Source organism: Microbacterium natoriense (genome assembly GCF_030816295.1).
GTDB classification, from domain to species: Bacteria; Actinomycetota; Actinomycetes; order Actinomycetales; family Microbacteriaceae; genus Microbacterium; species Microbacterium natoriense_A.
Genome location: NZ_JAUSXV010000001.1, coordinates 2873289 through 2896640 on the forward strand (window position 1 = coordinate 2873289; position 23352 = coordinate 2896640).

Here is a 23352-nt window from a genome sequence, read left to right on the forward strand (position 1 = left end):
CGGAGCCCCGATTACCCTCAGCTCCATGGACATCATCCTCATCCCCGGACTCTGGCTCGACGCCTCCAGCTGGAACGAGGTGATCCCGCCGCTCGAACGCGCCGGGCACCGCGTGCATCCCCTCACTCTCCCTGGTCTCGGCGCCCCGTCCGCCGAATCAGGCGCCATCGGCATAGCCGAGTGGGTCGCCGCCGGTGTCGCCGCGGTCGACGCCGTCGGCGGCCAGGCAGTGGTCGTGGGGCACAGCGGAGGGGGCAACGTCGCATGGGGCGTCGTCGACGCTCGGGCAGACCTGGTGTCGCGCGTGATCTTCGTGGACACCGTTCCGCCGCCGTCCGGCCACGGCATCAGCGAGTTCGATGTCGTCGACGGAGTCATCCCGTTCCCCGGGTGGGACTTCTTCCCCGCAGAAGACGTCGATGACCTCGACGACGCGACCCGTGCTCGCACGGCGTCTCTCGTGCACAGCGTTCCCGCACGCGTGCCGACCGATCCCATCGAGCTCGGAGATGACGGCGCGCGCTACCGCGTCCCTGCCACGCTGCTGATGGGAGGGCTCGATCAGGAGACCCTCGAGTCGGAGCTCGACCAGTGGGGACCGTACGCCGACGAGTTCCGTGCCATCGACGAGGTCGAGGTCGTGAGGATCGGGTCGGGCCACTGGCCGCAGTTCTCGACGCCTGCGCGCCTCGCACAGCTCATCGACGAGGCGATCGCTCGTTGAGCGTCAGTGCCCCATCCCGAGACCGCCGTCGACAGGGATGACCGCGCCGGAGATGTAGCCGGCGTCGTCTCCCGCCAGCCAGGTGACGACGCCGGCGACCTCGTCGGGCGTCGCGAAGCGCCCTGCGGGGATGCTCGCCTTGTACTGCTTCTGCGTCTCCTCGGGAAGCTCGGCAGTCATGTCGGTCTCGATGAACCCGGGGGCGACGACATTGGCGGTGATGCCGCGACCACCGAGTTCGCGTGTCAGCGAGCGGGCGAATCCGACCAGCGCGCTCTTCGAGGCCGAGTAGTTGACCTGACCCGCCGAGCCGTACAGTCCGACGACGCTCGAGATCAGGATGACCCGGCCGAAGCGCGCACGCAGCATGCCCTTCGACGCGCGCTTGACGACCCGGAACGTCCCGCCGAGGTTGGTGGCCACCACGCTGTCGAAGTCGTCTTCGCTCATGCGCAGAAGCAGTGTGTCCTTGGTGATGCCGGCGTTCGCGACCACGATCTCCACAGGTCCGAGCTGCTGCTCGACCTCGGTGAAGGCGGCGTCGAGTGACGCTGCATCGGTCACGTCGGCCCTCACTGTGAGGGTGCCCTGGGGGCCCTCACCGCTGCGCGCCGTGACCGCGACCTTGTAACCGTCGCGCACGAAGCGCTCCGCGATCGCGAAGCCGATGCCTCGGTTTCCTCCGGTGACGAGGACCACGCGCTGAGAACTCATTTCCACTCCTGATCTGACCGTGCAACGGCCGACGGCCGGTCGGATCGATCCTATCGAGGATGCGGTGAGCCGACCGGTGCCGAAGTTTGACAGAACCAGACCCGACTGGAACGCTGAACCCGACGAAAGGCGCCGACGTGAGCGATAGCAGCATCCCCCCGAACGCTTCGGACCCGCGGTTCGCGGTCCAGCCTCCGGCGCCTCCCGCGCCCCCGGCACCTGCCGCGCCCGCCGTGCCGCCACCGCCTCCGACCTACGGCGTCGCGCCGCAGCAGTTTGACGCAGCCGTTCCGCCGCCCGGCGGCGCTGCGCCTCAGCCCTACGGCAGTGCACCTCAGCCCTACGGCACTGCACCGCAGACTTACGGCACCGCCCAGCCCAGCGGCGCAGTGCAGCCTTATGGCGCTGTGCAGCCGTACGGAGCCGCACCGCAGCAGTACGGCGGCTACCCGCAGCAGTACGCACCGGTCGCCTACGCCCCGCCGCGCCCCAACAGCGGACTCGCGATCACCTCTCTGATCTGCGGCATCGCAGGACTCGTGCTCTTCTGGCTCTGGCTTCCGGTCGTCGCCTCGGTCGTGGCTGTGATCACCGGACACATGGGGCTCAAGCAGACGAAGAACAACCCGGCGCTCGGCGGTCGCGGCATGGCGATCGGCGGTCTGATCACCGGCTACATCGGCGTGGGCCTCATGGTGGCCCAGATCCTCATCGGTCTCGCGGTCTTCCTCGCTTTCGGAGCCTTCACGATCCCCTTCCTCGTCGACTACAGCTGACGCGTCAGGGCGCGCCGCGGGGCGCTCGGCGGCGTAGGCTGGATGCATCGTGAAGAACAAGCGCCTGGTGCCCGCTGTCACCTCCCTTCCGCAGTCGCCGCGGGACGAGGCAGACCATCGTGTGCGCCGCTACGCCCTCACGATGACGATCCGCATCCTGTGCTTCGGGCTCATGGTGTTCATCCAGCCGTACGGCTGGTACACCTGGGTGTTCGCGATCGCCGCGGCCGTGCTGCCCTATATCGCCGTGGTCTTCGCGAACGCCGGCAGCGACAGCACCGAGACCACGGCCGAATCGCCGCTGCAGCAGCTCGAGGCGCCTGCGGTCGCCGACTCGCCGGCCGGAGACGACGATCCCTCGATCATCACGATCCACGAGAGCCGGCAGGACCGCGAGTGAACGAACTGGTGTGCTCGCGCGCCGGGTGCCGGAACGCGGCGACGAAGCGCGTGGTGTGGCGCAATCCGCGGATCCACGCGGCCGACCGTGAGAAGATCTGGCTGGCCTGCGATGACCACGTCGAGTTCCTGCGCGATTACCTGGCAGCGCGCGACTTCCCGGTGACGGTGCGCGACGGGGTTCCCGCATGAGAGAGCGGATGCTGCGCTGGAGCGTGTACGTGCTGGTCGCGATCGGCTTCGCCGTGGCCTGTGTGTTCCTGTCGCACTGGCAGTTCGACCGGAACGCGTCGCGCAGCGAGCAGATCGCCCTCGTGGAAGCGAACTACGATGCCGAACCGGTCCCGCTCGACGATCTGATCGGCACCGATGGCGTCTTCCACGCCGATGACGAGTGGCATCCCGTGATTCTGCACGGCGAGTATCTCACCGACGAGCAGCTCCTGGTCCGCAACCGGCCGCACGGCGGCACGAGCGCCTTCGAAGTGCTGGTGCCCTTCCAGACCGGCGATGGTCGGGTGTTCGTCGTCGATCGCGGATGGGTGGCCCCCGGTTCGGGTGACGCGCCCGACGCCGTCGCCGCACCGCCGAGCGGGACGGTCGACGTCGTCGTACGACTGCGCGAGGGCGAAGCAGCCGCACCTGCGCGAGGCGCTCCCCCGGGTCAGGTGGCGACGATCGACCTGCCAGCCGTCGCCGACATCGTCGGTGGTGACGTCGTGACGAGCGCTTACGGGCAGCTGGTGAGCGAAGATCCTGCGGCGCCGGCCCTCGGCTCCTTCGACTCCCCCACCGACGACCCCGGTCCGCATCTGTCGTACGCGATCCAGTGGATCCTGTTCGCGCTGATGGGCTTCATCTTCATCGGCTACATCATCCGCACCGAGATCGTGAAGCACCGCGAGGACGTCGAGGGCGCTCCCGTCAGAGTGAAGAAGAAGCGCAGCCGCGACCGCGACGCCGACATCGAGGACCAGCTGCTCGACGCGCGCTGATCTTCACGATGTCCAGGCGGTCACCCGTCGAACAGTCGCGGCCTTCGGGTACGAACCGCTCGCCCGACCGATCTCGAAGAGGTCGATCAGAAGGAGCATCGGGTAGTCAGGCGCCTGGAGGATCCGTCGCAGCACGACGCCCTCGCATCCGATGATCGTCTCGCCGTCACCCCAGATCACCGTCCACGTGTGCGCCTCGCGTGCGTCGAAGGGCAGCTGCACCTCGGCCATGTCGGTGCTCAGCCGGGGGTCGTGGTGCGCCTTGATGCCGGTCCGGGCAGATGTCGTCGGCCCGACCGCGGACCCGTCGATCTCGAACACGCAGATCTCCCCGGAATCGAGCTCGGAGAGATGCTCGGTGCCCACGAGCCAGGCGGCGAGCATGCAGCGTTCGTCGGCACCGGCCGAGACCGTGATGTCGATGCGTCCGCGGTGCGGCGCGAACATCAACCGGCAGGGCGTCTCGGTGCGCACGACGAGCCCGTCGGGGCGATGGCGGTGCGTGCCCCGATGGGAGCCGAGCGGGCCGGAGTACTCCCCCGTCTGCAGGTTGGACACCCGTAGCGGCGCGTCCTCCGGACGCCAGTCGAGCTGATCCTCCTCGATCCGCAGCTCGAGCCCGTCGGCTGTGACGCCGTAGCGAGCCTCGGATCGCTCAGGCGTGGTCCAGTGCGGGAGATAGTGCGGGATCCACTTCGCGGTGTCGAGCCCTCCCGCGAAGTCGTCGTCGAATGACGGCGGATGCGACGGAGCGGGCGGGAGCGGCTCACGCACGGTTCACTCGGTCCACGGCATCGGCCTCTCGGGCAGACGAGCGCTGTCGTCCGGCAGGTGCGGCAGCTCGTCTCCTCCGGCCCGGATGCACAACCAGCGCAGCTCACCGGCGCTGTCGGGTCGCGCGCGCCAGGTGCGTGCGACGCCCTGACCCACGCGGATCACGGTTCCGGGACCGACCTCGACGATCTCATCGTCTAAGCCCATCTGTCCCCGCCCCTCGAGGAAGACGTACAGTTCTTCCACTCGGGAGTGGACATGCCAGTACCCGGCCTCCTCGCCCGGCTGGAGAGCGTTCGCCGTGAGTCCGATGTACTGCATCGTCAGCTCGTGATCGACGACACGGCGCCCGTCACGCGCACGTGCGGCATCGAAGCCGCCGTGGTGCGCGCGCCATTCGTCGAGCGCTCCGATCTCGATGAGCTGGAATCCGTTCATTCCTGCGCCCCTTCCCGAGCGTCGTCAGCCGCTTTGCCCGTGATTGCGCGCGTCCAACGATCGGCTGCGGCCCCGTAGACGATCCGGGAGTGACGTCGATCGGTCTCTCCCTGCCAGAACTCGACGCGCGCAGGAACGATCCGCCACAGCGTCCAGTCGCCGGGATCGAGTCCGTCTCGAGCCGCGGACGATCGGCGGGCGAAGTCGGCCGCGCTCTCGTGCGGATCCGCCTCGACGACGTGTCCTCGTACGCGCACGGCCCGTACGAGGGGTTGCCACCAGAAGTTCAGCGCGGCAGCGGGATGCGCGGCGAGCTGAGCGGCTTTGCGCGAGGACCGCGGACCGGCGAACGCCCATCCCCGGTCGTCGACGCCCTTCAGGATCAGCGTGCGCGCGTCCGGCAGCCCGTCGACGTCCAGGGTGGCCAGAGTCGCCGCGAGCGGTTCAGCCACGCCGAGCTCGATCGCCTCCGACAGCCAGGTCTCGAAGAGCGTGACCGGGTCGCGCGGCAGAGCGGCCATGTCGAGGGGCGGCGCGCTGCCGATGAGCGAAGGCAGCGCACGCAGCCGGTCAGCGGTGTATCGGCGGGCGGGTTCAGGCTCGGGCGTCACCCTCACGACTATGCCACCGAGCGCGGACACCGCTCGCACGACATGCGATCATCCGCGTGCGAGCGGACTACGCGAGCTCGATCAGATCCTGATACTCCTGGCTCCAGATGTCCTCGACGCCGTCGGGGAGGATCAGGACGCGCTCCGGATTCAGCGACTGCACGGCGCCCGGATCATGCGAGACGAGAACGACGGCGCCCTCGTAGTGGGCGAGCGCGCCGAGGATCTCCTCACGCGACGCGGGGTCGAGGTTGTTCGTCGGCTCGTCGAGCAGCAGCAGGTTGGCGGATGACACGACGAGCGTGGCCAGCGACAGGCGCGTCTTCTCGCCGCCCGAGAGCACGCCTGCGGGCTTGAGCACGTCGTCCCCGGTGAACAGGAACGAGCCGAGCACCTTGCGGGCCTCGGTCTCGGTGATGTGAGGAGCGGCGGAGACCATGTTCTCGAGCACCGAGCGGTTCACGTCGAGGTTCTCGTGCTCCTGCGCGTAGTACCCGACCTTGAGACCGTGGCCGGGCTCGAGCTGGCCGGTGTCAGGCTGATCGACGCCCGCGAGCATGCGCAGCAGCGTCGTCTTGCCGGCACCGTTGAGGCCGAGCACCACGACCTTCGATCCGCGATCGATCGCGAGGTCGACGTCGGTGAAGATCTCCAGCGAACCGTACGACTTCGACAGTCCCGACGCCATGAGCGGCGTCTTGCCGCAGGGGGCGGGCTTCGGGAAGCGCAGCTTCGCGACGCGGTCCTCCTGACGGACCTCGTCGAGACCCGCGAGGAGCTTCTCGGCACGGGCGATCATCTGGTGGGCTGCGGCCGCCTTCGACGCCTTCGCACCGAAGCGCGCAGCCTGCTGCTGCAAGGTGGTGGCCTTCTTCTCGGCGTTCGCGCGCTCCTTCTTGCGGCGCTCCTCGTCGGCCACCCGCTGGCGCAGGTAGTTCTTCCAGTTCATGTTGTACGTGTCGATGATCTGGCGGTTGGCGTCGAGGTAGAACACGCGGTTGACGGTTTCGCCGACGAGCTCGACGTCGTGGCTGATGACGATCAGGCCGCCCTTGTAGTTCTTCAGGAACTCTCGCAGCCACACCACGCTGTCGGCGTCGAGGTGGTTGGTGGGCTCGTCGAGGATCATGGTGTCGGCGTCCGAGAACAGGATGCGCGCCAGTTCGATGCGGCGCCGCTGGCCTCCCGAGAGGGTCTTCAGCGGCTGGTCCAGGATGCGGTCCGGCAGCGAGAGGTTGTTGGCGATCGACGCCGCCTCTGCCTCGGCGGCGTACCCGCCCTGCCCCTCGAACTGCTCGGTGAGCCGCGCGTAGCGCTTCATCGCCTTCTCCGCCACAGCCGGATCATCCGAGCCCATGGCGACCGTCGACTCGGCCATGCCGAGCGCGAGTGAGCCGAGACCTCGAGCATCGAGGATGCGCGTGCGTGCCAGCATCTCCGGATCGCCCGAGCGCGGATCCTGCGGAAGATAGCCGAGCTCTCCCGACCTCGTGACGCTTCCACCCGAAGGGAGCAGGTCGCCCGCGAGCACCTTGGTCAGCGTGGTCTTGCCGGCGCCGTTGCGCCCGACGAGTCCGATCTTGTCGCCATCGGAGACGCGGAACGAGACGTTCTCCATGAGCAGGCGTGCGCCAACGCGGATCTCGAGTTCGTGCACGGCGAGCACAGCGGGACGTCCGATCGTTCAGGGGGTGGTTGACAGGCCGAGCGGCCGACCTCCCAGTATAGATCGCCGCGGCTGTGCGTTCGGCCCACGCCTCGAGGTCCACCGCCCGGGCTCGGATGTCACTCCGGGGAGGGATGCGGTCGATACCTCAGAGTGATGCCCCGGACGGTACGGGCTTTCTAACGTCGAGATGTGGACGTCATCAACGAACTCATCCTGCAGACCGTCGCCTCGCCGTGGCTCTACCTCGTACTGCTCGCGGTCACGATCATCGACGGGTTCTTCCCCCCGGTGCCGAGTGAGACGGTGCTCGTCGCGGCCGCGGCCGTCGCCGTCTCCACGGGCGACCTCTGGATGCTCGCGCCCCTCGGTCTGATCGCCGCACTCGGCGCCGTGATCGGCGACAACATCGCCTTCGCCATCGGCCGGCGAGTGGGCACGACCCGCTTCTCGTGGATGCGGCGACCCCGCGTCAAGGCCGCGTTCGGACACGCAGAACGCGCGCTCGACCAGCGCAGCGCCGCACTGATCCTCGGCGCCCGCTACATCCCGGTCGGACGAGTGGCCGTGAACATGTCGGCCGGAGCCCTCGGGTTCCGGTGGCGTCGGTTCCTGCCGCTCAGCGTGCTCGCCGGAATCAGCTGGAGCGCCCTGAGCCTCGTGATCGGACTCTTCGCCGGTTCGTGGATCAAGGACCAGCCTCTGCTCAGCGCGGCGGTCGGCATCGGGGTCGCGCTCATCATCGGACTCGTGATCGACCGCGTGACGACAGCTCGTCGGCGACGCACCGCTGCGGTGCAGATGGCAGGATGACAGGCATGGCACGACGCCGCAGACGCGAACCGCGCACACCGCGCACACCGCGGATCAGCCGCCGCACAGCATCCCTCGTCGCTGTGTGCGCGGCCGTCGTCGTGCTGTTCGCCGTGCTGGTGCCGGTCCAGACGGTCCTGTACGGCACTCCCCTGCCGCTCTCGTTCATTCTGGGCGCCGCGCTCTGCGTCTCGCCGCTGCTGGCGATCACTCGTCCTCGCCCGGCTGTCGCCCTCTTCTGCGGGGCCGCCTTCGTCCTGCCTCTGATCGTGTCGCCGACGCTCGCGATCGCCGCGCCCTGGCCGTGGTCGGTTCCTGCCCTGCTGACCTTCGTGCTCCTCGTCGGCATCGTGACCTTCCGACACGGCGCTCGGCACGGCGCGTTCCCGCTCGTCATCGGCGTCGTATCGTCGCTCATCGCCCCGCTGCTGCGACCTGAGATCGTCGCTACTGCGGCGGCCGCGGGAAGCGTGACCGCTGACCTCATCGTGACGGCATCCGTCGCCTCCGCCATGTTCATGATCGCAGCGCTGCTCGCGGGTCGGGTGCGCATCGGCGCCGAGCTCACCAGAGAACGCGAGCATGCGGCGCTCGAGCAGTCCCGTCGCGCCTTGGTCGAAGAGCGCACCCGCATCGCGAGGGAGTTGCACGACGTCATCGCCCACAGCCTGTCGATGGTGCAGGTTCAGGCGTCGACCGCTCGCTATCGCCTGCCTGAGATCAGCGCAGAAGCCGCGACGGAGTTCGACAGCATCGCCGCGACCGCCCGGGAATCGCTGACCGAGATGCGACGGATGCTCGGGGTGCTCCGCACCGAGGATCAGACGGCAGAGCTCGCCCCGCAACAGGGCATCGCCGATGTGCCGGCCCTCGTCGACACCGTGCGACGTGCCGGCGTCACCGTGGGACTGGAGATCACGGGCGACAGCGCGCGGGTGCCGCCCACCGTGCAGATCGCCGCCTTCCGGATCACTCAGGAAGCTCTGAGCAACGCCGTCCGTCATGCCGCTGGTGCACTCGTCACCGTGCGGATCCAGACCGATGCTGCGGCCGTCGGCATCCGCATCCGAAACGCACCGCCGCCCGCCGCCTCGTCTCACACCTCGACCGGTCCGGGACATGGCCTTCGCGGGATGCGCGAACGGGCCGAACTGCTCGGTGGCACCCTGATCGCCGGCTCGACCCCGGACGGCGGCTGGGAAGTCAGCGCCTCGCTCCCTCTCACCGAAACCGCCGACACCACCCGCCAGGAGACCTCGTGACCATCAACGTCCTCATCGCCGACGACCAGGCCATGGTGCGAGCCGGCTTCGCCGCCCTGCTTGGCGCGCACGAGGGCATCCGCGTCGCGGGCCAGGCGGCCGACGGCGCCGAAGCGGTCGCCCTGTCGGCACGACTCGATCCCGACGTCATCCTCATGGATGTCCGGATGCCGGAGCTGGACGGCATCGAGGCGACCCGCCGCATCCTGGGTCCGTCGTATCCGGCCGCCCACGTGCCGCGGATCATCATGCTCACCACTTTCGACATCGACGACTACGTCTACGACGCGCTCGAGGCCGGCGCCAGCGGCTTCCTCCTCAAGGACGCACTGCCGGAGGAGCTCGTGCACGCCGTGCGGGTCGTCGCCGGCGGAGACGCACTCCTCGCCCCGAGCGTGACCCGTCGCATGATCGAGCAGTTCGCCGGTCGACGCCCTCGGACAACACGTGCGAACTCGGCTTTGAACGATCTGACAGAACGCGAGCGGGAGGTGCTCGTCCTGATCGGGAGAGGCCGATCGAACTCCGAGATCGCTGCAGACCTCTTCATCGCTGAGCAGACGGTGAAGACCCACGTCGGCAAGGTGCTCGCGAAGCTCTCCCTGCGCGACCGGGTGCACGCCGTGATCCTCGCGTACGACACGGGTCTGGTCGAGCCCTCCGCCTGAACCGCCATGGCCTGTTCCGGCGCGATGTCCCTCCACAGTAGGGGGCGAAACCGCACCGCGGTGTGATGTCTGCATGGACACCACGTCCATAGTCTCCGAGGACACCGCTTCCGAGGAGGAACCATGGCCATCGTGCACGCACCGTCGACAGGAGTCCCGACCGCGCCCCGCATCCCCGTCCGCGACACCGGTGTGGACCTCGTCCGCGCCGTGTGCGTCGCCGGTGTCGTCCTGCTGCACGCCATCATGGTGGGCGTCACCGTCACCGACACCGGCCCGGTCTTCGCGAACGCGAGCGACGGAGCCTGGTGGATCGTGCCCCTGAGCTGGCTGCTGCAGGTCATGCCGCTGTTCTTCGTGATCGGCGGCTTCGCCGGCCTCGTCGCCTACCGCCGACAGCGCGAACGCGGCGGTACCGCGTCGGCCTTCGTCGCCGCCCGAATCCATCGGCTCCTGCGTCCGGCGATGATAGTGATCGGAGTCGTCGGCGCCACGCTCGCCGTGCTGACTCTGGCCGGCGTTCCGCTGGATCTGGTGGCCGTCGCCGGGTTCCGGTACGGGCAGCCTCTCTGGTTCCTCGGAGTGTTCCTGTTCTGCCAGGCGCTCCTTCCCGCGCTCTCCGCTCTGCACGATCGTGCCCCGCTGCGCACGATCGCTGTTCTCGCCGGCCTCGCACTCGCCGTCGACCTCGCGCGGTCGGTGACCGGGATCGACGGGATCGGCTTCGTCAATCTCGCCTTCGTCTGGCTCGCACTGCAACAGCTCGGGTTCTTCTTCGCCGACGGCAGCGTCGACGCCTTCCGCCCGAGAACCAGGGGCCTCATCGCGGCGGGCGCCGCGGCGACCCTCGTCCTCGCCTTCGCGACAGGTGTCTACTCCCCCGATCTCATCGCGAACATCAATCCGCCGACAGGCGCACTGCTGCTGGTCGGGCTGGTGCATCTGAGCCTGTTGTCGCTGTTCCGCGAGCGCATCGCGCTGCTCAGCACGCGTCCTCGCATCGCCGCGGTCAGCGCTTTCGTCAATCGCCGGACCATGACGATCTATCTCTGGCACATGCCGGTGCTTCTCGCGATGGCCGGAGCATCTGCGATCTTCGCGATGGCCCACGGTGTGGTGCTCCCGGATCCCGGCAGTGCCCTGTGGTGGCTCGGCCGCCCCCTCTGGCTCCTGACCGCGCTGGCCCTGACCGCTGCGGTCGCCGTCTCCTTCTCACGCTTCGAGGAGAAGGCGGCGCCCGCCTTCTCCCACGGCATCAGCCGATCGGTCGGCGCCGTCGGTCTCGGCGTCGGCGCCGTCGCACTCCTCCTGGTCGTGGGCACGACCCCGTTCACAGCGACAGCGGCTGTCGCGGCCATGCTGCTGGCTCAGCGCCTCGTGGCGCACGATCAGACTGCACCGCGAGCGGCCAGCGCGTCACCGACCTCGTCGGCGTGGCGGAGCGTGCGCACCATGAGCGGCACGACGCCGCGCAGACCCGAACGCGCTCCGCGTGCACGCTGAGCCTCTCGCACCTGGGCGGCGAACCCTGCGACGACCGGGATCATGGTGATCGTCAAGGCGATCGTCATCGTCACCGACTCCGGGTCGATGCCGAATCGCCGCGCCGGAGCGAGCAGACCGCGCAGCACCTCGATCAGCTCGCCCATCCGCGTGGTGAGGGTCAGCAGACTCGCCAGCAGCACGATCGCGATCACGCGGCCCGTGCTGATCCACGCGGCGACCGGGCCGACGAACACGAGCAGCGCGCCGCCCAGGACGAGCACGAGCCAGCGCAGCCGCCAGATCTCCCCGACCAGCACGCGCAGCGGAAGGCGCGCGAGTGCATAGAGCGAAATCACAGCCGCCAGCGCCCCGGCGATGCTCCACGCAGAGGGCGGCACAAGGGAGAGCGCGAGTGCCGCTGTGGCCAGGATCAGTAGCTTCACGCCCGCTCCGAGCCGGTGCACGGCGCTCGTCCCCGGTGAGTACAGCTGGATCACTCGCACCGTCTCCGGTAGTGCGAGACGACGTCATCCGCTTCCCCGACGGCGGCGATCTCGCCGCCGTCGAAGAGCAGTGCCGCGTCGCACCGTGCCGCGAGCTCGAGATCGTGCGTGACGAGCACGACCTGCGCGGCCTGCGACAGCAGCAGGTCGCCGATGCGGCGCGCGTTGCGGAGGTCGAGCAGAGTGGTCGGCTCGTCGGCGATGATGAGAGAGGGGTCGGTGATCAGCACCGAGGCGATGGCGAGCAGCTGCTTCTGCCCACCGGACAGAGCGGATGCCGGGGCGTCCGCTCTGTCCGTCAGGCCGTACCGGGCGAGTGTCTCCGCCACCCGGGCTCTCACCTCGTCGCGCGGCAGACCGCGGAGCGAGAAGGCGAGATCCTCTGCCGGCGTCGGCATGAGGATCTGCGCCTGCGGATCCGTGAACACGAAGCCGACGCGCCGGCGGATCTCGGTTCGATGACGTCGAACGTCCAGCCCGTGCACATGGACGCTTCCCGACGTCGGCTCGACCAGTCCGTCGAGCAGGCGGGCGAAGGTCGACTTCCCCGAGCCGTTGGCGCCGATCACGGCGATGCGCGCCGCATCGAGTCCGACACTCACGTTCGACAGGATGCGGTGTCCGCCGCCGAGCACCGTGACACCGTCGAGAGCGATGCCGCGGTGCGCTGTGTCAGGCCGCAGTCCGCGCATCTGTCGTCGCCCGCTCGAGGCGCGGTGAATCACCGAACGCCGGCGGATACGCCCGGCTCAGCGCCAGAGTGAGCACGGTCGCGGCCGCAGCCTTCAGGAGGTCGCCAGGGACGAAGACAGCCGTGGACAGTGCGGCGGGAGCGAGATCGATGCCGAGGACGAGCGCCTGAACGGGGATGCCGAAGAGGTAGACGACGAGGATGCCGCCCACCACGACCGCCGACGCCGTGCGCCACCACGTGATCCGCGCGGAGCGGGTCATCAGACCGATCACGACGACTCCCGCGATCCAACCCAGGAGGTATCCGGCGGTCGGACCCACGAAGACGCTCAGACCGCCTCGGCCCCCGGCGAGCACGGGCAAGCCGATCGCCGCCAGTACGAGCACGAGAAGCACGGCAAGAGGCGCTCGCCGGGGGCCGAGAACGGTGCCCGCGAGCATCACCCCCAGGGTCTGCGCGGTGATCGGCACTCCGCCGGGGAGGGGGATCGTCACCATCCCCAGCACCACGATGAGTGCGGCGAAGAGGGCGATGCGGGCGATGCTGCGGCCGCTGTCTGGCATGCGGATTCCTTCCTGAACACTGTTCACTTGAACGGTGTTCACTATAGTGAGTCCATGAGCCCCGATCACAACCCGGCCCGTCACGATCGCGACAGCGTCGCCCGTGCCGCCCTGGCGCTGCTCGACGAGGTCGGGCTCGCGGATCTGTCCATGCGACGCATCGCCGCACGTCTCGAGGTGCAGCCGAGCGCCCTGTACTGGCACTTCGCGAACAAGCAGGAGCTACTCGCAGAGCTGGCCGACCGCATCACGGCCCGGATCCCGGTGACCGACGACGACGTCCTCACGACCGCCCGCAGCATCCGCGATGCTCTCTTCGCGTACCGCGACGGTGCCGAGCTGGTTCTCAGCACCTACGCTCTGCGGTTGGGCTCCTCTCACGCCCAGATCGCACTCGAGGCGTCGCTAGGCCCGCAGAGCACTGACCGCGCCACCGCCCTGCTTCATTTCATCCTCGGGCACACCACCCTCGCCCAGCTGCGCATGCATGCCGAGAGCCACGGGGCCGCCGCCGCTGCAGCAGCAGAGGAGATCGATCCCACCGCGGGCCTTGACAGCGTCTTCGACCTGGGAGTCGTTGCTATCGCCGGGATCAGCGCTTCTCAGCCGCGTGACCGAGCCTGAGGCCGGGGACGACGGCCAGCAGCGCGAGTGCGATGCACAACGCGTAGACGGCGCTGAACGCTCCCGCTCCGCCGCCGAGACTTGCGACCCCGAGCCCTGCCACGGCGATAGCCAGGGCCGAGCCCGTGTTCTCGGCGATCGAGAGCGCCGATGAGTTGAACCCCTGGTCGCCCTCGCCCGCGTACGCGAGGGTCAGCACCGTCAGGCGCGGATAGAGGAGACCCATCCCGCCCCCTCCGAATCCCCACCCGACGATGACGAGCAGCGGCGAGATGCCGAAGAGCGCCGCGAGCAGGACGCACACCAGAGCCAGAACGATCGATCCCAGTCCGATGGCGGCGATGCGGCGGTTGCCGAGGCGATCCCCGATCCGCCCCTGCAGGTCGGACGCTCCCGCCCAGGCGAACGCCGCGAGCATCAGCGCGATGCCCGCCCAGGTGGACGTGAATCCGAACCGTTCCATCAGCAGGTACGGCACGTATGCTTCTGCGGCGAAGAACGCACCCGCGGCCAGACCCCGGGTGAGCACGACGCTCGGCAGGCCGGGAGCCGCACGAAGAGTGCGTCGTGGAAGAAGGGGCACGACGGCGAACCCGATGACGACGAGCGACCCGAGCGCCAGAGGCCAGCCGACCTGCGGCGCCATGTCGGCCGAGAAGCCGACGAGGACCGCGAGGGCCGCCACGACCACCGCCAGAAGCAGCCGTCGGCGCAGCGCGCGCCGGTCCTGCGGGGCGCCGTGCCCGAGGTCGAGGTGGCGCAGGCGCACCACGATCACGAGGAACGCGACGGCTGTCAGCACCGCCACTCCGAGGAAGGCCCAGCGCCAGTCGAGATACTCGGCGACGGCGCCGGCGAGGAAGGGCCCGATCATCGACGGGACGACCCAGGCAGCGGCGAATGCGGCGAACACCCGTCCGTGCAGTTGCGGCGGATACAGACGAGCCACCACGACGTACAGAGCGACCGTCTGACCACCGGTGCCGAGCCCCTGGACGAGGCGCCCGATCAGGAACTGCGGCATCGTCGTCGCGAATCCAGAGATCAGCAGGCCGGCGATGAACAGCGAGACGGCCACATAGAGCGCGCCACGAGGGCCGCGCGCATCCGACCACGCACCGGCGGCGACCATGCCGATCACGCTCGTCGCGAGCGTTCCCGCGAAAGCGACGGCGTACAGCGCATCGCCGTCGAGTGCGTCGCTCACGACCGGCATCACCGTGGTGACCGCCAGGGCCTCGATCGCTGCGAAGAAGATGAGCGCCGAGGCACCCGCTGTGACCCAGATGCGCTCCCGATCCCAGATCGATGCGGCGCTCTGCACTCCGCTCATCGACGCGTGAGCGACGCGATGCGCTCGACGGCCTCGGTGATGATCTCGGGGCTCGTGCCGAAGTTGAGCCGCACGTAACCTTCACCCTCGGCGCCGAACGCGCTCCCGTCGTTGAGCGCGACCTTCGCCTCCTTCAGGATGCGTCGGGCGGGGGTGTCGCCGAGTCCGAGAGCCGATACGTCGATCCAGGCCAGATAGCCGGCGTCCGGAATCCGATAGCGGGCCTCCGGGAGGTGCCTGACGAGAAGATCTTCGAGCAGCACGCGGGTTGCGGTCGAGCGTGTGCAACAGGCCGTCGAGCCAGGCGTCGCTCTCTTCGCTGAAAGCCGCGACAGCCGCGAGAAGCCCGAACTGACCGGTGCGCCAGACGACTTCGACGGGAAGGCCGCGCAGCACGGCAGCGCTGTCTTCGTGCGCCGCCACCATGAGCGCGCACTTGAGACCGGCGAGGTTGAACGCCTTGCTGGCGCTGACGACCGCATAGCCAACGCGCTGGGCGGCGGCTCCGACAGAGAGGAACGGGGTGAAACCGGCGCCCGGCTGCGCAAGAGGCGCGTGGATCTCATCGGAGACGACGATCGCGTCGAACTCCGCGGCGAGCTCCGCGAGGGCCTCGAGCGAGCTCCGGTCGTGCACCGTCCCGGTCGGATTGTGAGGGTTGCACAACAGCATCGCGCGCGCTCCGTCTTCGAACGCTGTGCGGATGCCGTCGAGATCCAGTTTCCAGGTGGTGCCGGTGTCGCGCAGGGGCACGCGCTCGACCTCCGCGCCCGCCTCCTCGACCAGGTCGTAGAAGGGCGGATACACCGGCGGCGTCACGATCACACGCTCCCCCGGCTGCACGACCCGCCGCAGGATCTCGACGATCCCCATGCTGACGTCCGCGGTCGAGCGGATGCGGCCCGCATCGACATCCCAGTCGAAGCGGCGCTTCGCGAACGCCGCGTAGGTCTCGGCGAGCGGACTGCGAGAGGCGATGTAGCCCGTGTCCCCCGTGTCGATCGCACGCTGCAATGCAGCCGCCACAGGGGGCGCCAACGGGAAGTCCGTCTCGGCGACGAACAGCGGCAGAACGTCTGCGGGATACTCCCGCCACTTCTCACTGCTGCGCTCGCGGAGCTCGGCGAGCGTCAGCGCTGTGACCTCGTGCATGTTCCTCCGGGTGTCGACTCGCCACAGCCGGACCGGCCTCGGGACGCCAGAGCGCCGAGGCCGCTGTGCGGCAAAGGGCTGCTCGGCGTCAGATCGCGAAACCGAGCGCACGCATCATGTCGCGCCCGTCGTCGGTGATCTTCTCCGGACCCCACGGCGGCATCCACACCCAGTTGATGCGGAAGCGGTCGACGACGTTGTCCAGAGCCTGCGCCGTCTGCTCCTCGAGCACGTCGGTGAGCGGGCAGCCTGCGCTGGTCAGCGTCATGTGGATGACGAGAGCATCGTTCTCGTCATCCCATGCGAGATCGTAGATGAGTCCGAGGTCGACGACGTTGATCCCGAGCTCGGGATCCATGACGTCCTTGAGAGCCTCGGTGACCTCGTCGTACTTCTGGTCCGTGAGGGTGGCTGTCATGCGATCAGCCTACGCTTCGATCGGAGCGGCGGGGTCGAGGAAGCGGTCGTATCCCTCTTCCTCGAGGCGATCCGCGAGTTCGGGTCCGCCCTCTTCCACGATCTTCCCTGCGACGACGACGTGCACGAAGTCGGGGCGGATGTAGCGGAGGATGCGCGTGTAGTGCGTGATGAGCAGCACACCGAGGCCGGTGGACTCCTTGGCGCGGTTGACGCCCTCGGAGACGATCTTCAGCGCGTCGACGTCGAGACCGGAGTCGGTCTCGTCGAGGATCGCGAACTTCGGCTTGAGCACCTCGAGCTGGAGGATCTCGTGGCGCTTCTTCTCGCCGCCGGAGAAGCCCTCGTTCACGTTGCGCTGAGCGAACTTCGGATCCATGCGAAGGTTGCCCATGGCAGCCTTGACGTCCTTGGTCCAGGAGCGGATCGAGGGCGCCTCGCCGTCGAGCGCGGTCTTCGCGGTGCGCAGGAAGTTGGTCACCGTGACCCCGGGGATCTCGACCGGGTACTGCATCGCGAGGAAGAGTCCCGCGCGTGCGCGCTCGTCGACCGTCATCTCCAGCACGTCCTGGCCGTCGAAGGTGATGGAGCCGGAGGTCACCGTGTACTTGGGGTGACCGGCGATCGTGTAGGCCAGGGTGGACTTGCCCGAGCCGTTCGGGCCCATGATGGCGTGGGTCTCGCCCGTGCTCATGGTGAGGGTGATTCCGTTGAGGATCGGGGTGGTCCCCGCCTCGGTCTCAACCGTGACGTGCAGGTCGCGGATCTCGAGAACAGACATTCAGACTTCCTTCGTGACAGTCGGGTCGATGAGCACGTCGTCGCCGTCGATCTCGACGACGTAGACAGGGACGGGCTCGAAAGCAGGGAGGTTCTGGGGCTTGCCGGTGAGCAGCGAGAACGCGGAGCCGTGAGCCCAGCATTCGACCGTGTCACCCTCGACGAAGCCCTCGGACAGGGAGATGTCACCGTGCGTGCAGGTGTCGCCGATCGCGTGGATGACGCCCTCGGAGTCCTTGATGACGGTGATGGGAACGCCGGCGGGATCGACCCGCAGAGGCGTATCGGTCTCGAGATCGGCGACGCCGCAGACGCGTTCGGCGCTCACGCGCTCACCTCCGCGAGCTCCGTCTCGATAGCGGCGAGCAACTCGCCCTCGAGGGCGGGGATGCCGAGGCGCTGCACGATGTCGGTGAGGAAGCCGAGCACGACCAGGCGGCGTGCCTCCTCCTCGGTGATGCCGCGTGCCTGCAGGTAGAACAGCTGCTCGTCGTCGAAGCGACCGGTGGCGCTGGCGTGGCCCGCGCCCAGGATGTCGCCCGTCTCGATCTCGAGGTTCGGGATCGAATCCGCGCGCGCACCCTCGGTGAGCACCAGGTTGCGGTTCGCCTCGTACGAATCGGTGCCCGTCGCGTCCTTGCCGATCAGCACGTCGCCGATCCAGACGCTGTGCGCGCCTTCGCCCTGCAACGCACCCTTGTACAGCACGTCGCCCTTGGTGTGGGCGCCCTTGTGATGCAGGTAGACCTGGCTCTCGAGGTGCTGCCCCGCGTCCGCGTAGGACAGACCGTAGAGGTATCCCTCCGCGCCGTTCCCCGCGAGTTCGACATTCGGGTTCACGCGGACGATACCGCCCCCGAAGCTGACGACGAAGTGCTTGAGGGTCGCGTCGGCGCCGACACGGGCCTGGTGGGCCGCCGTGTGGATCGCCTCGTCCTGCCACTGCTGCAGGCTCACCACGGACAGCGTGGACCCGTCGCGAGCGATGATCTCGACGTTCTGCGCGTACTGCGCCGCGCCCGTGTGCCGGAGCACCACTGTGGCCGAGCTGTGCTCGAGCGCCTCGATCACGATGTGCGCGTCGGCGCGACGGTCGGCTCCGAGTCCTGCGATCTCGAGGAGGATCGGCTCTGCGACCTCTTCCTCCCGCGGGATCCGGATGTGCAGCGCGTCCTTCGCGCCCTGCCACGCCACTGCCGCAGTCACGTCCTCGGCGAGGAAGACCTCGCCACGGGGCGCGTCGGCGGCCGTGAGGGGCGCGGCGAGATACTGCTCACCCGAGGTGAACGTGTAGCTCACGCCGTCGTTCGCCTCCGACACCGCGAAGAGCGGGGCGAGCTTCGCCACAGGGGTGTGCTTCCAATTGACCTCGCGACCGGAGGGAGAACCGAAGTCGGCCGGCTCGAAGGAGTGCGGCCGCTCGGAGCGCGTCTGCACCGGTACGAATCCGGCATCGGCCACCTGAGCGGCGGGGTCCACATGGGCGTTGTCGTGCTGCGCCTCGACGGGCGCGGTCGTAGGGGCCGTCACTAGCCGACACTTCCAATCATCGTCAGAGGGACGGTCATCCCACACTGCCTTCCATGCCCATCTCGATGAGCTTGTTCAGTTCCATCGCGTACTCCATCGGCAGCTCGCGCGCGATCGGCTCGATGAAGCCGCGCACGATCATCGCCATAGCCTCGTCCTCCGGCATGCCTCGGGACTGCAGGTAGAAGAGCTGCTCCTCGCTGACCTTCGACACCGTAGCCTCGTGGCCGAGCTGCACGTCGTCGACGCGGATGTCGATCGCCGGATACGTGTCGCTGCGCGACTTGGTGTCGACCAGCAGCGCGTCGCAACGCACCGTGTTCGCGGAGTGGTGCGCGTTGGCGTCCACTCGCACCTCACCGCGGTAACCGGCACGACCGCCACCGCGGGCGATCGACTTCGAGACGATCGACGACTGCGTGTACGGCGCCATATGGATCATCTTCGCGCCGGCATCCTGGTGCTGACCGGGACCCGCGAAGGCGACCGACAGGGTCTCGCCCTTGGCGTGCTCGCCCATCAGGTAGATCGACGGGTACTTCATCGTCACCTTGGAGCCGATGTTGCCGTCGACCCACTCCATCGTGGCGCCCTCGTGGGCGACCGCGCGCTTGGTGACGAGGTTGTAGACGTTGTTCGACCAGTTCTGGATCGTGGTGTACCGAACGCGGGCGTTCTTCTTCACGATGATCTCGACGACGGCCGAGTGCAGCGAGTCAGACTTGTAGATCGGCGCCGTGCAGCCCTCGATGTAGTGCACGTAGCTGTCTTCGTCCGCGATGATCAGGGTCCGCTCGAACTGGCCCATGTTCTCGGTGTTGATGCGGAAGTACGCCTGCAGCGGGATCTCGACATGCACGCCCTTGGGCACGTACACGAACGATCCTCCCGACCAGACGGCGGTGTTCAGGGCGGCGAACTTGTTGTCGCCCGCCGGGATCACGGTGCCGAAGTACTCCTCGAAGAGCTCGGGATGCTCGCGCAGGGCCGTGTCGGTGTCCATGAAGATGACGCCCTGCTGCTCCAGGTCCTCGCGGATCTGGTGGTACACGACCTCCGACTCGTACTGCGCGGCGACGCCGGCGACGAGACGCTGGCGTTCGGCCTCGGGGATGCCGAGGCGCTCGTACGTCTCGCGGATCTCAGCAGGAAGGTCTTCCCAGGACTGCGCCTGCTTCTCCGTCGAGCGGACGAAGTACTTGATGTTGTCGAAGTCGATCTCGCTGAGGTCTGCACCCCAGGTGGGCATCGGCTTGCGGCCGAAGAGCTGGTACCCCTTGAGGCGGGTCTTCAGCATCCATTCGGGCTCGTGTTTGAGAGCCGAGATCCCGCGGACCACCTCTTCAGAGATCCCGCGCTTGGCGATGGCTCCAGCCGCATCTTCGTCATGCCAGCCGAATTCATACACCCCCAGGCTTTCGAGCTCCGGGCGGTCGATCAGCACATCCGACATCACACACTCTCCTTTTAGGTCCCAAACGGTGTCATCCGCCCCGACACACCTGATCCCCGTCGAGTCTGCGGGAGCGGGTGCCGCTGGTGGGCCCTCATCACCGGCGCTTCCATCGCGCCTAAACTGTCAGGGATGAGTACCGCAGTCTCGCGGCCATCCCAACATCCCGATTCTACAGGTTCCCTCTGACATCCGGGCCGCCGTGTCTGCGTCCAGAGGGTTCCGGAGGTGCCATGCCCGACGCAGCCGCTCCCGAATCCACCGCGACCGACGCCGGATTCCTGGGTCGAGTCCAGATTCTTGGTCCTCGTGCCTTCGGAACGCCGTTGCGGGTCCTCGCCTGGCTGTCGTTCCTCGCCGAGGTCGTGATCATCGGCACCGGGGGCGCAGTACGCCTCACCGGGTCGGGACTCGGATGCTCGGAGTGGCCCCTGTGCACGCCCGATTCCCTCGTGCCGATCTACGCCGACCAGGGCGTGCACGGCCTGATCGAATTCGGCAACCGCACGATGACGGGCGTGGTCGGACTCCTCGCACTCGCAGTCCTGCTGCTGACGCTGCACGCGATCGGCGGACGCCGCCTCCTCGTGCGCGCCCTGTGGTTCGCGCTCGGCGGCATCGTCCTCGCCGTCGTGGTCTACATCGCCTCCGCGGCGATGGGTCCCGTCCTCGGTGCGGCTCTGATGTCCACGGCGCTGCTGCTCTCGGTTCTCGCCGGCGCCGTCGACTCCCTGCGCCGTACGACCCGGCGCCGCGATCTCGCGGTGCTCGCCTGGGTGACGCTGGTCGGGATCATGATGCAGGCCGTCGTCGGCGGGTTCGCGGTGATCAGCGATCTGAATCCGTTCATCGTCGGCTTCCACTACACATCCTCGCTGCTGCTCGTATGCGTGACCGCCGCCTATCTCGTGCGCATGTACGCCGAGCCCGGCCGGCGTGAAAGCGCGGTGCCGACGTGGTTCGCGGTCATGTCTCATGTGACAGGGGTCGCGCTGGCCGCGACCATCTTCTTCGGCGTTCTCACGACGGGCAACGGACCGCACTCGGGCGACGCGAACATCGAGCGCGTGGGCTTCGACGCCACGATTCTCGCCCACGTGCACTCATGGCCCGGCTACATCCTCGCCACCCTGGTCGCCGTGCTCACTGTCGCTGCGTGGATGCTCAGGCTGAGGCCGCGCAGGTGGCTCCTGACCCTCGTCGTCGCGATCCTCGTGCAGGTGGGCGTCGGCGTATGGCAGGCCAGAGAGGGACTCCCCGAGATCCTCGTCGGGATCCACATGATCCTGGCCTCGCTCTCCGCTGCGGCGTACACCGTCGTCGTGTTGAACCTCAAGCGCCCGGTGGCGGAGAACAGCTGAGCGGCTCAGCCGACGCATAGCTCGCTCATCGGCGACGCCATGATCCGTCCGCCACAGTGGCGGACATGAACAAGTCCCTCACTCGCAGCATCGGCTTCTGGCTGCTCATCGTCCTGTCCCTCGCCACCGGCGCCGTGGGCGGCTGGCTGGTCAATTCGCAGCTGACCCGGATGACCACCACAATCCTCAACGGGACCGCGACCGGCGTCGAGGTCTACGTCGGCCAGTCGCTCGCCGTGCTGGGGTCGGCCCTCATCGGCGCCGGCGTCCTCGGCGTCCTCATCGCCCTGGCGCTCGTCGCCGTGCGCTCGATCATCCCGGCCGCCGCTCCGGCGCCGCTGGAGCCGATCGACTGGAGCACGCCCGCCGCCGACGCCCCGCTCGATGAGGCCGCAGAGCGCACGGCTACGGGGGAGGCCGACCCCGAGGTCGTGGACGAATCCGCCCCCGTCACGGACCCGGCTGCGGTCGCCGACAGCGAGCTCGCCGACACGCGTCGCAGCTGACACAGACAAAGAGGCGGGACTCATCGATATCGATGAGTCCCGCCTCTGTCTCTTCTCAGTACGACAGCAGGCTTCAGAAGGGCAGCAGCGGGTCGATCGCGACCGCGACGAAGATGAGCGTCAGGTAGGTGATCGAGGCGTGGAAGACCCGCATCGGCCGCGCCTCGCCACCGCGCACGGCGCGGTTGTAGAGACGGTGCGACTCGTAGATGAACCAGCCGCCGAAGACGAGAGCCGACACGGTGTAGACCAGGCCCATGCCCGCGATCGGCACGAGCAGCAGCGAGCAGGCGACCGTCGCCCACGCGTACAGGATGACCTGCAGGCCGACCTGCGACGCGTTGCGCGTGACGCCGAGCATCGGAACGTCGACGTCGTCGTAGTCGTCCTTGTACTTCATCGACAGCGGCCAGTAGTGCGGCGGCGTCCAGAGGAAGATGAGGGCGAACAGGATGAACGCGGGCCAGTCCAGGGAACCGGTGACCGCCGCCCACCCGATCAGCACGGGGAAGCACCCCGCGATGCCGCCCCAGATGATGTTCTGCTCGGTGCGCCGCTTGAGGATGATCGTGTAGATCACCACGTAGAAGAAGATCGCGGATGCCGAGAGCACGGCTGCAAGCCAGTTGGTCGTGGCCCAGAGCCACACCGTCGAGAGGATCGCGAGCGTCCACGAGAAGATGAGCGCGCCTCGCGGGGTGATCTCGCCGGTCACGAGCGGCCGGTTCTCGGTGCGGTGCATGTGCGCGTCGATGTCGCGGTCGAGATACATGTTGAACGCGGCCGCGGATCCCGCGCTCATCGATCCGCCGATCACCGTCGCGAGAACCAACCAGAGGTCCGGCATCCCGCCCTGGGCGAGGAACATGACGGGGACCGTGGAGACCAGCAGAAGCTCGAGCACTCGCGGTTTCGTGAGGGCGACATAGGCCTTCACCGTGCGACCGATGGACTTCTTCACAACGGTCTGATCAGACATCGTCGAGATCTCGATCGCCTCCTCAGCGCATGCATAGACAGCCCTTTCAGTCTACGGCACCCGTCGACGCCTCCCCGCCGTCGCCCGTGTTCTCACATCGGAATTCTGAGCGAGGTGAAGCGTTGTAAGACG

General features: G+C 68.1%; 28 protein-coding genes. 12 read left to right on the forward strand and 16 right to left on the reverse strand.

Going from position 1 to position 23352, the window contains the following annotated elements:
- Positions 1–25: 25 nt before the first annotated feature.
- On the forward strand, positions 26–724 hold the full coding sequence (locus tag QFZ53_RS13460; protein WP_292909711.1) for an alpha/beta fold hydrolase: 699 nt from the start codon (positions 26–28) through the stop codon (positions 722–724).
- 3 nt (positions 725–727) lie between these two features.
- Here QFZ53_RS13460 and QFZ53_RS13465 read toward each other — a convergent pair whose 3' ends face one another.
- The gene (locus QFZ53_RS13465) at positions 728–1438 is read right to left on the reverse strand and encodes a beta-ketoacyl-ACP reductase (RefSeq protein WP_292909709.1); all 711 of its coding nucleotides are present in this window, start codon (positions 1436–1438) and stop codon (positions 728–730) included.
- A gap of 233 nt (positions 1439–1671) precedes the next feature.
- Here QFZ53_RS13465 and QFZ53_RS13470 point away from each other — a divergent pair, with 233 nt between their 5' ends.
- Genes QFZ53_RS13470 through QFZ53_RS13485 form a run of 4 tightly spaced genes read left to right on the forward strand, consistent with a single transcriptional unit; the run spans position 1672 to position 3608 of the window.
- Positions 1672–2214, forward strand: a complete 543-nt coding sequence (locus QFZ53_RS13470; RefSeq protein ID WP_307297225.1) for a DUF4190 domain-containing protein — start codon at positions 1672–1674, stop codon at positions 2212–2214.
- A 49-nt stretch (positions 2215–2263) separates the two neighbouring features.
- Entirely contained in the window at positions 2264–2614 is a 351-nt protein-coding gene (locus tag QFZ53_RS13475; RefSeq protein WP_292909705.1) for a DUF3099 domain-containing protein, read from the forward strand.
- Positions 2611–2805, forward strand: coding sequence for a hypothetical protein (locus tag QFZ53_RS13480; protein ID WP_292909703.1), 195 nt, complete (start codon positions 2611–2613; stop codon positions 2803–2805). Before QFZ53_RS13475 ends, QFZ53_RS13480 begins: the two co-directional genes overlap by 4 nt.
- Positions 2802–3608 carry an SURF1 family cytochrome oxidase biogenesis protein gene (locus QFZ53_RS13485; protein ID WP_307297228.1) on the forward strand — a complete coding sequence of 269 codons (807 nt, stop codon included), beginning with the start codon at positions 2802–2804 and terminating at the stop codon, positions 3606–3608. Before QFZ53_RS13480 ends, QFZ53_RS13485 begins: the two co-directional genes overlap by 4 nt.
- A gap of 3 nt (positions 3609–3611) precedes the next feature.
- On the opposite strand, the gene QFZ53_RS13490 is transcribed toward QFZ53_RS13485, so the two are convergent.
- The 4 genes from QFZ53_RS13490 to QFZ53_RS13505 all read right to left on the reverse strand — a co-directional run bounded on the left by QFZ53_RS13490 (position 3612) and on the right by QFZ53_RS13505 (position 7097).
- Entirely contained in the window at positions 3612–4382 is a 771-nt protein-coding gene (locus QFZ53_RS13490; RefSeq protein ID WP_307297230.1) for a hypothetical protein, read from the reverse strand.
- 3 nt (positions 4383–4385) lie between these two features.
- A complete protein-coding gene (locus QFZ53_RS13495; protein WP_307297232.1) occupies positions 4386–4820 on the reverse strand; it encodes a cupin domain-containing protein in 435 nt (144 codons plus the stop codon).
- A complete protein-coding gene (locus QFZ53_RS13500) occupies positions 4817–5431 on the reverse strand; it encodes a pyridoxine/pyridoxamine 5'-phosphate oxidase (protein WP_307297234.1) in 615 nt (204 codons plus the stop codon). The genes QFZ53_RS13495 and QFZ53_RS13500 overlap by 4 nt, the downstream gene beginning before the upstream one ends.
- A gap of 67 nt (positions 5432–5498) precedes the next feature.
- The gene (locus tag QFZ53_RS13505; RefSeq protein WP_307297236.1) at positions 5499–7097 is read right to left on the reverse strand and encodes an ABC-F family ATP-binding cassette domain-containing protein; all 1599 of its coding nucleotides are present in this window, start codon (positions 7095–7097) and stop codon (positions 5499–5501) included.
- Positions 7098–7289: 192 nt separating this feature from the next.
- Between QFZ53_RS13505 and QFZ53_RS13510 the strand changes: the two genes are divergently transcribed.
- The 4 genes from QFZ53_RS13510 (at position 7290) to QFZ53_RS13525 (ending at position 11343) form a co-directional block, all read left to right on the forward strand.
- Positions 7290–7910, forward strand: coding sequence for a DedA family protein (locus QFZ53_RS13510; RefSeq protein ID WP_292909691.1), 621 nt, complete (start codon positions 7290–7292; stop codon positions 7908–7910).
- 5 nt (positions 7911–7915) lie between these two features.
- Positions 7916–9172 carry a sensor histidine kinase gene (locus QFZ53_RS13515; RefSeq protein WP_307297239.1) on the forward strand — a complete coding sequence of 419 codons (1257 nt, stop codon included), beginning with the start codon at positions 7916–7918 and terminating at the stop codon, positions 9170–9172.
- Positions 9169–9840 (forward strand): response regulator, encoded by a 672-nt coding sequence (locus QFZ53_RS13520; RefSeq protein ID WP_307297241.1) that lies wholly within the window; start codon positions 9169–9171, stop codon positions 9838–9840. The genes QFZ53_RS13515 and QFZ53_RS13520 overlap by 4 nt, the downstream gene beginning before the upstream one ends.
- A 123-nt stretch (positions 9841–9963) precedes the next feature.
- Complete coding sequence (locus tag QFZ53_RS13525; RefSeq protein WP_307297243.1) at positions 9964–11343, forward strand: acyltransferase family protein; 1380 nt, start codon at positions 9964–9966, stop codon at positions 11341–11343.
- On the opposite strand, the gene QFZ53_RS13530 is transcribed toward QFZ53_RS13525, so the two are convergent.
- Genes QFZ53_RS13530 through QFZ53_RS13540 form a run of 3 tightly spaced genes read right to left on the reverse strand, consistent with a single transcriptional unit; the run spans position 11229 to position 13085 of the window.
- Positions 11229–11822, reverse strand: coding sequence for an energy-coupling factor transporter transmembrane component T (locus QFZ53_RS13530; RefSeq protein ID WP_307297245.1), 594 nt, complete (start codon positions 11820–11822; stop codon positions 11229–11231). The genes QFZ53_RS13525 and QFZ53_RS13530 overlap by 115 nt on opposite strands.
- Positions 11819–12520 carry an energy-coupling factor ABC transporter ATP-binding protein gene (locus tag QFZ53_RS13535; RefSeq protein ID WP_307297247.1) on the reverse strand — a complete coding sequence of 234 codons (702 nt, stop codon included), beginning with the start codon at positions 12518–12520 and terminating at the stop codon, positions 11819–11821. The genes QFZ53_RS13530 and QFZ53_RS13535 overlap by 4 nt, the downstream gene beginning before the upstream one ends.
- Positions 12501–13085, reverse strand: coding sequence for a biotin transporter BioY (locus QFZ53_RS13540; RefSeq protein WP_307297250.1), 585 nt, complete (start codon positions 13083–13085; stop codon positions 12501–12503). The genes QFZ53_RS13535 and QFZ53_RS13540 overlap by 20 nt, the downstream gene beginning before the upstream one ends.
- A 54-nt stretch (positions 13086–13139) precedes the next feature.
- Here QFZ53_RS13540 and QFZ53_RS13545 point away from each other — a divergent pair, with 54 nt between their 5' ends.
- On the forward strand, positions 13140–13709 hold the full coding sequence (locus QFZ53_RS13545) for a TetR family transcriptional regulator (RefSeq protein ID WP_292909677.1): 570 nt from the start codon (positions 13140–13142) through the stop codon (positions 13707–13709).
- Here QFZ53_RS13545 and QFZ53_RS13550 read toward each other — a convergent pair.
- The 7 genes from QFZ53_RS13550 to sufB form a co-directional block, all read right to left on the reverse strand.
- Positions 13678–15042, reverse strand: a complete 1365-nt coding sequence (locus tag QFZ53_RS13550; protein WP_307297253.1) for an MFS transporter — start codon at positions 15040–15042, stop codon at positions 13678–13680. The two genes, QFZ53_RS13545 and QFZ53_RS13550, sit on opposite strands and share 32 nt — an antisense overlap.
- A gap of 81 nt (positions 15043–15123) precedes the next feature.
- The gene (locus QFZ53_RS13555; protein WP_307297255.1) at positions 15124–16194 is read right to left on the reverse strand and encodes an aminotransferase class I/II-fold pyridoxal phosphate-dependent enzyme; all 1071 of its coding nucleotides are present in this window, start codon (positions 16192–16194) and stop codon (positions 15124–15126) included.
- A gap of 88 nt (positions 16195–16282) precedes the next feature.
- Positions 16283–16612: a metal-sulfur cluster assembly factor gene (locus QFZ53_RS13560; protein WP_292909671.1), complete on the reverse strand. Its 330-nt coding sequence runs from the start codon at positions 16610–16612 to the stop codon at positions 16283–16285.
- Positions 16613–16621: 9 nt separating this feature from the next.
- Positions 16622–17392, reverse strand: a complete 771-nt coding sequence (sufC, locus tag QFZ53_RS13565; protein WP_292909669.1) for a Fe-S cluster assembly ATPase SufC — start codon at positions 17390–17392, stop codon at positions 16622–16624.
- Positions 17393–17719 carry a non-heme iron oxygenase ferredoxin subunit gene (locus QFZ53_RS13570; protein WP_292909667.1) on the reverse strand — a complete coding sequence of 109 codons (327 nt, stop codon included), beginning with the start codon at positions 17717–17719 and terminating at the stop codon, positions 17393–17395.
- Entirely contained in the window at positions 17716–18921 is a 1206-nt protein-coding gene (gene sufD, locus QFZ53_RS13575) for a Fe-S cluster assembly protein SufD (RefSeq protein WP_292909665.1), read from the reverse strand. The genes QFZ53_RS13570 and sufD overlap by 4 nt, the downstream gene beginning before the upstream one ends.
- A gap of 34 nt (positions 18922–18955) precedes the next feature.
- Positions 18956–20374: a Fe-S cluster assembly protein SufB gene (gene sufB, locus QFZ53_RS13580; RefSeq protein ID WP_307297263.1), complete on the reverse strand. Its 1419-nt coding sequence runs from the start codon at positions 20372–20374 to the stop codon at positions 18956–18958.
- 233 nt (positions 20375–20607) lie between these two features.
- On the opposite strand from sufB, the gene QFZ53_RS13585 reads away from it, so the two are divergent.
- Both QFZ53_RS13585 and QFZ53_RS13590 read left to right on the forward strand, forming a co-directional pair.
- Positions 20608–21735 carry a COX15/CtaA family protein gene (locus tag QFZ53_RS13585; protein WP_307297265.1) on the forward strand — a complete coding sequence of 376 codons (1128 nt, stop codon included), beginning with the start codon at positions 20608–20610 and terminating at the stop codon, positions 21733–21735.
- A 65-nt stretch (positions 21736–21800) separates the two neighbouring features.
- Positions 21801–22241 (forward strand): hypothetical protein, encoded by a 441-nt coding sequence (locus QFZ53_RS13590; RefSeq protein WP_307297268.1) that lies wholly within the window; start codon positions 21801–21803, stop codon positions 22239–22241.
- 73 nt (positions 22242–22314) lie between these two features.
- On the opposite strand, the gene QFZ53_RS13595 is transcribed toward QFZ53_RS13590, so the two are convergent.
- Positions 22315–23229 carry a heme o synthase gene (locus tag QFZ53_RS13595; protein WP_373426330.1) on the reverse strand — a complete coding sequence of 305 codons (915 nt, stop codon included), beginning with the start codon at positions 23227–23229 and terminating at the stop codon, positions 22315–22317.
- Between the last annotated feature and the right edge of the window lie 123 nt (positions 23230–23352).

Excerpts from the sequence above, each read along its gene's own strand:
- QFZ53_RS13540 (WP_307297250.1), bottom strand. The coding sequence starts at position 13,085 with ATGCCAGACAGCGGCCGCAGCATCGCCCGCATCGCCCTCTTCGCCGCA.
- QFZ53_RS13460 (WP_292909711.1), top strand. The coding sequence starts at position 26 with ATGGACATCATCCTCATCCCCGGACTCTGGCTCGACGCCTCCAGCTGG.
- QFZ53_RS13485 (WP_307297228.1), top strand. The coding sequence starts at position 2,802 with ATGAGAGAGCGGATGCTGCGCTGGAGCGTGTACGTGCTGGTCGCGATC.
- QFZ53_RS13550 (WP_307297253.1), bottom strand. The coding sequence starts at position 15,042 with ATGAGCGGAGTGCAGAGCGCCGCATCGATCTGGGATCGGGAGCGCATC.
- QFZ53_RS13465 (WP_292909709.1), bottom strand. The coding sequence starts at position 1,438 with ATGAGTTCTCAGCGCGTGGTCCTCGTCACCGGAGGAAACCGAGGCATC.
- QFZ53_RS13545 (WP_292909677.1), top strand. The coding sequence starts at position 13,140 with ATGAGCCCCGATCACAACCCGGCCCGTCACGATCGCGACAGCGTCGCC.
- QFZ53_RS13525 (WP_307297243.1), top strand. The coding sequence starts at position 9,964 with ATGGCCATCGTGCACGCACCGTCGACAGGAGTCCCGACCGCGCCCCGC.
- QFZ53_RS13535 (WP_307297247.1), bottom strand. The coding sequence starts at position 12,520 with ATGCGCGGACTGCGGCCTGACACAGCGCACCGCGGCATCGCTCTCGAC.
- QFZ53_RS13585 (WP_307297265.1), top strand. The coding sequence starts at position 20,608 with ATGCCCGACGCAGCCGCTCCCGAATCCACCGCGACCGACGCCGGATTC.
- QFZ53_RS13590 (WP_307297268.1), top strand. The coding sequence starts at position 21,801 with ATGAACAAGTCCCTCACTCGCAGCATCGGCTTCTGGCTGCTCATCGTC.
- QFZ53_RS13555 (WP_307297255.1), bottom strand. The coding sequence starts at position 16,194 with ATGCACGAGGTCACAGCGCTGACGCTCGCCGAGCTCCGCGAGCGCAGC.
- QFZ53_RS13495 (WP_307297232.1), bottom strand. The coding sequence starts at position 4,820 with ATGAACGGATTCCAGCTCATCGAGATCGGAGCGCTCGACGAATGGCGC.
- sufB (WP_307297263.1), bottom strand. The coding sequence starts at position 20,374 with ATGTCGGATGTGCTGATCGACCGCCCGGAGCTCGAAAGCCTGGGGGTG.
- sufC (WP_292909669.1), bottom strand. The coding sequence starts at position 17,392 with ATGTCTGTTCTCGAGATCCGCGACCTGCACGTCACGGTTGAGACCGAG.
- QFZ53_RS13560 (WP_292909671.1), bottom strand. The coding sequence starts at position 16,612 with ATGACAGCCACCCTCACGGACCAGAAGTACGACGAGGTCACCGAGGCT.
- QFZ53_RS13515 (WP_307297239.1), top strand. The coding sequence starts at position 7,916 with ATGGCACGACGCCGCAGACGCGAACCGCGCACACCGCGCACACCGCGG.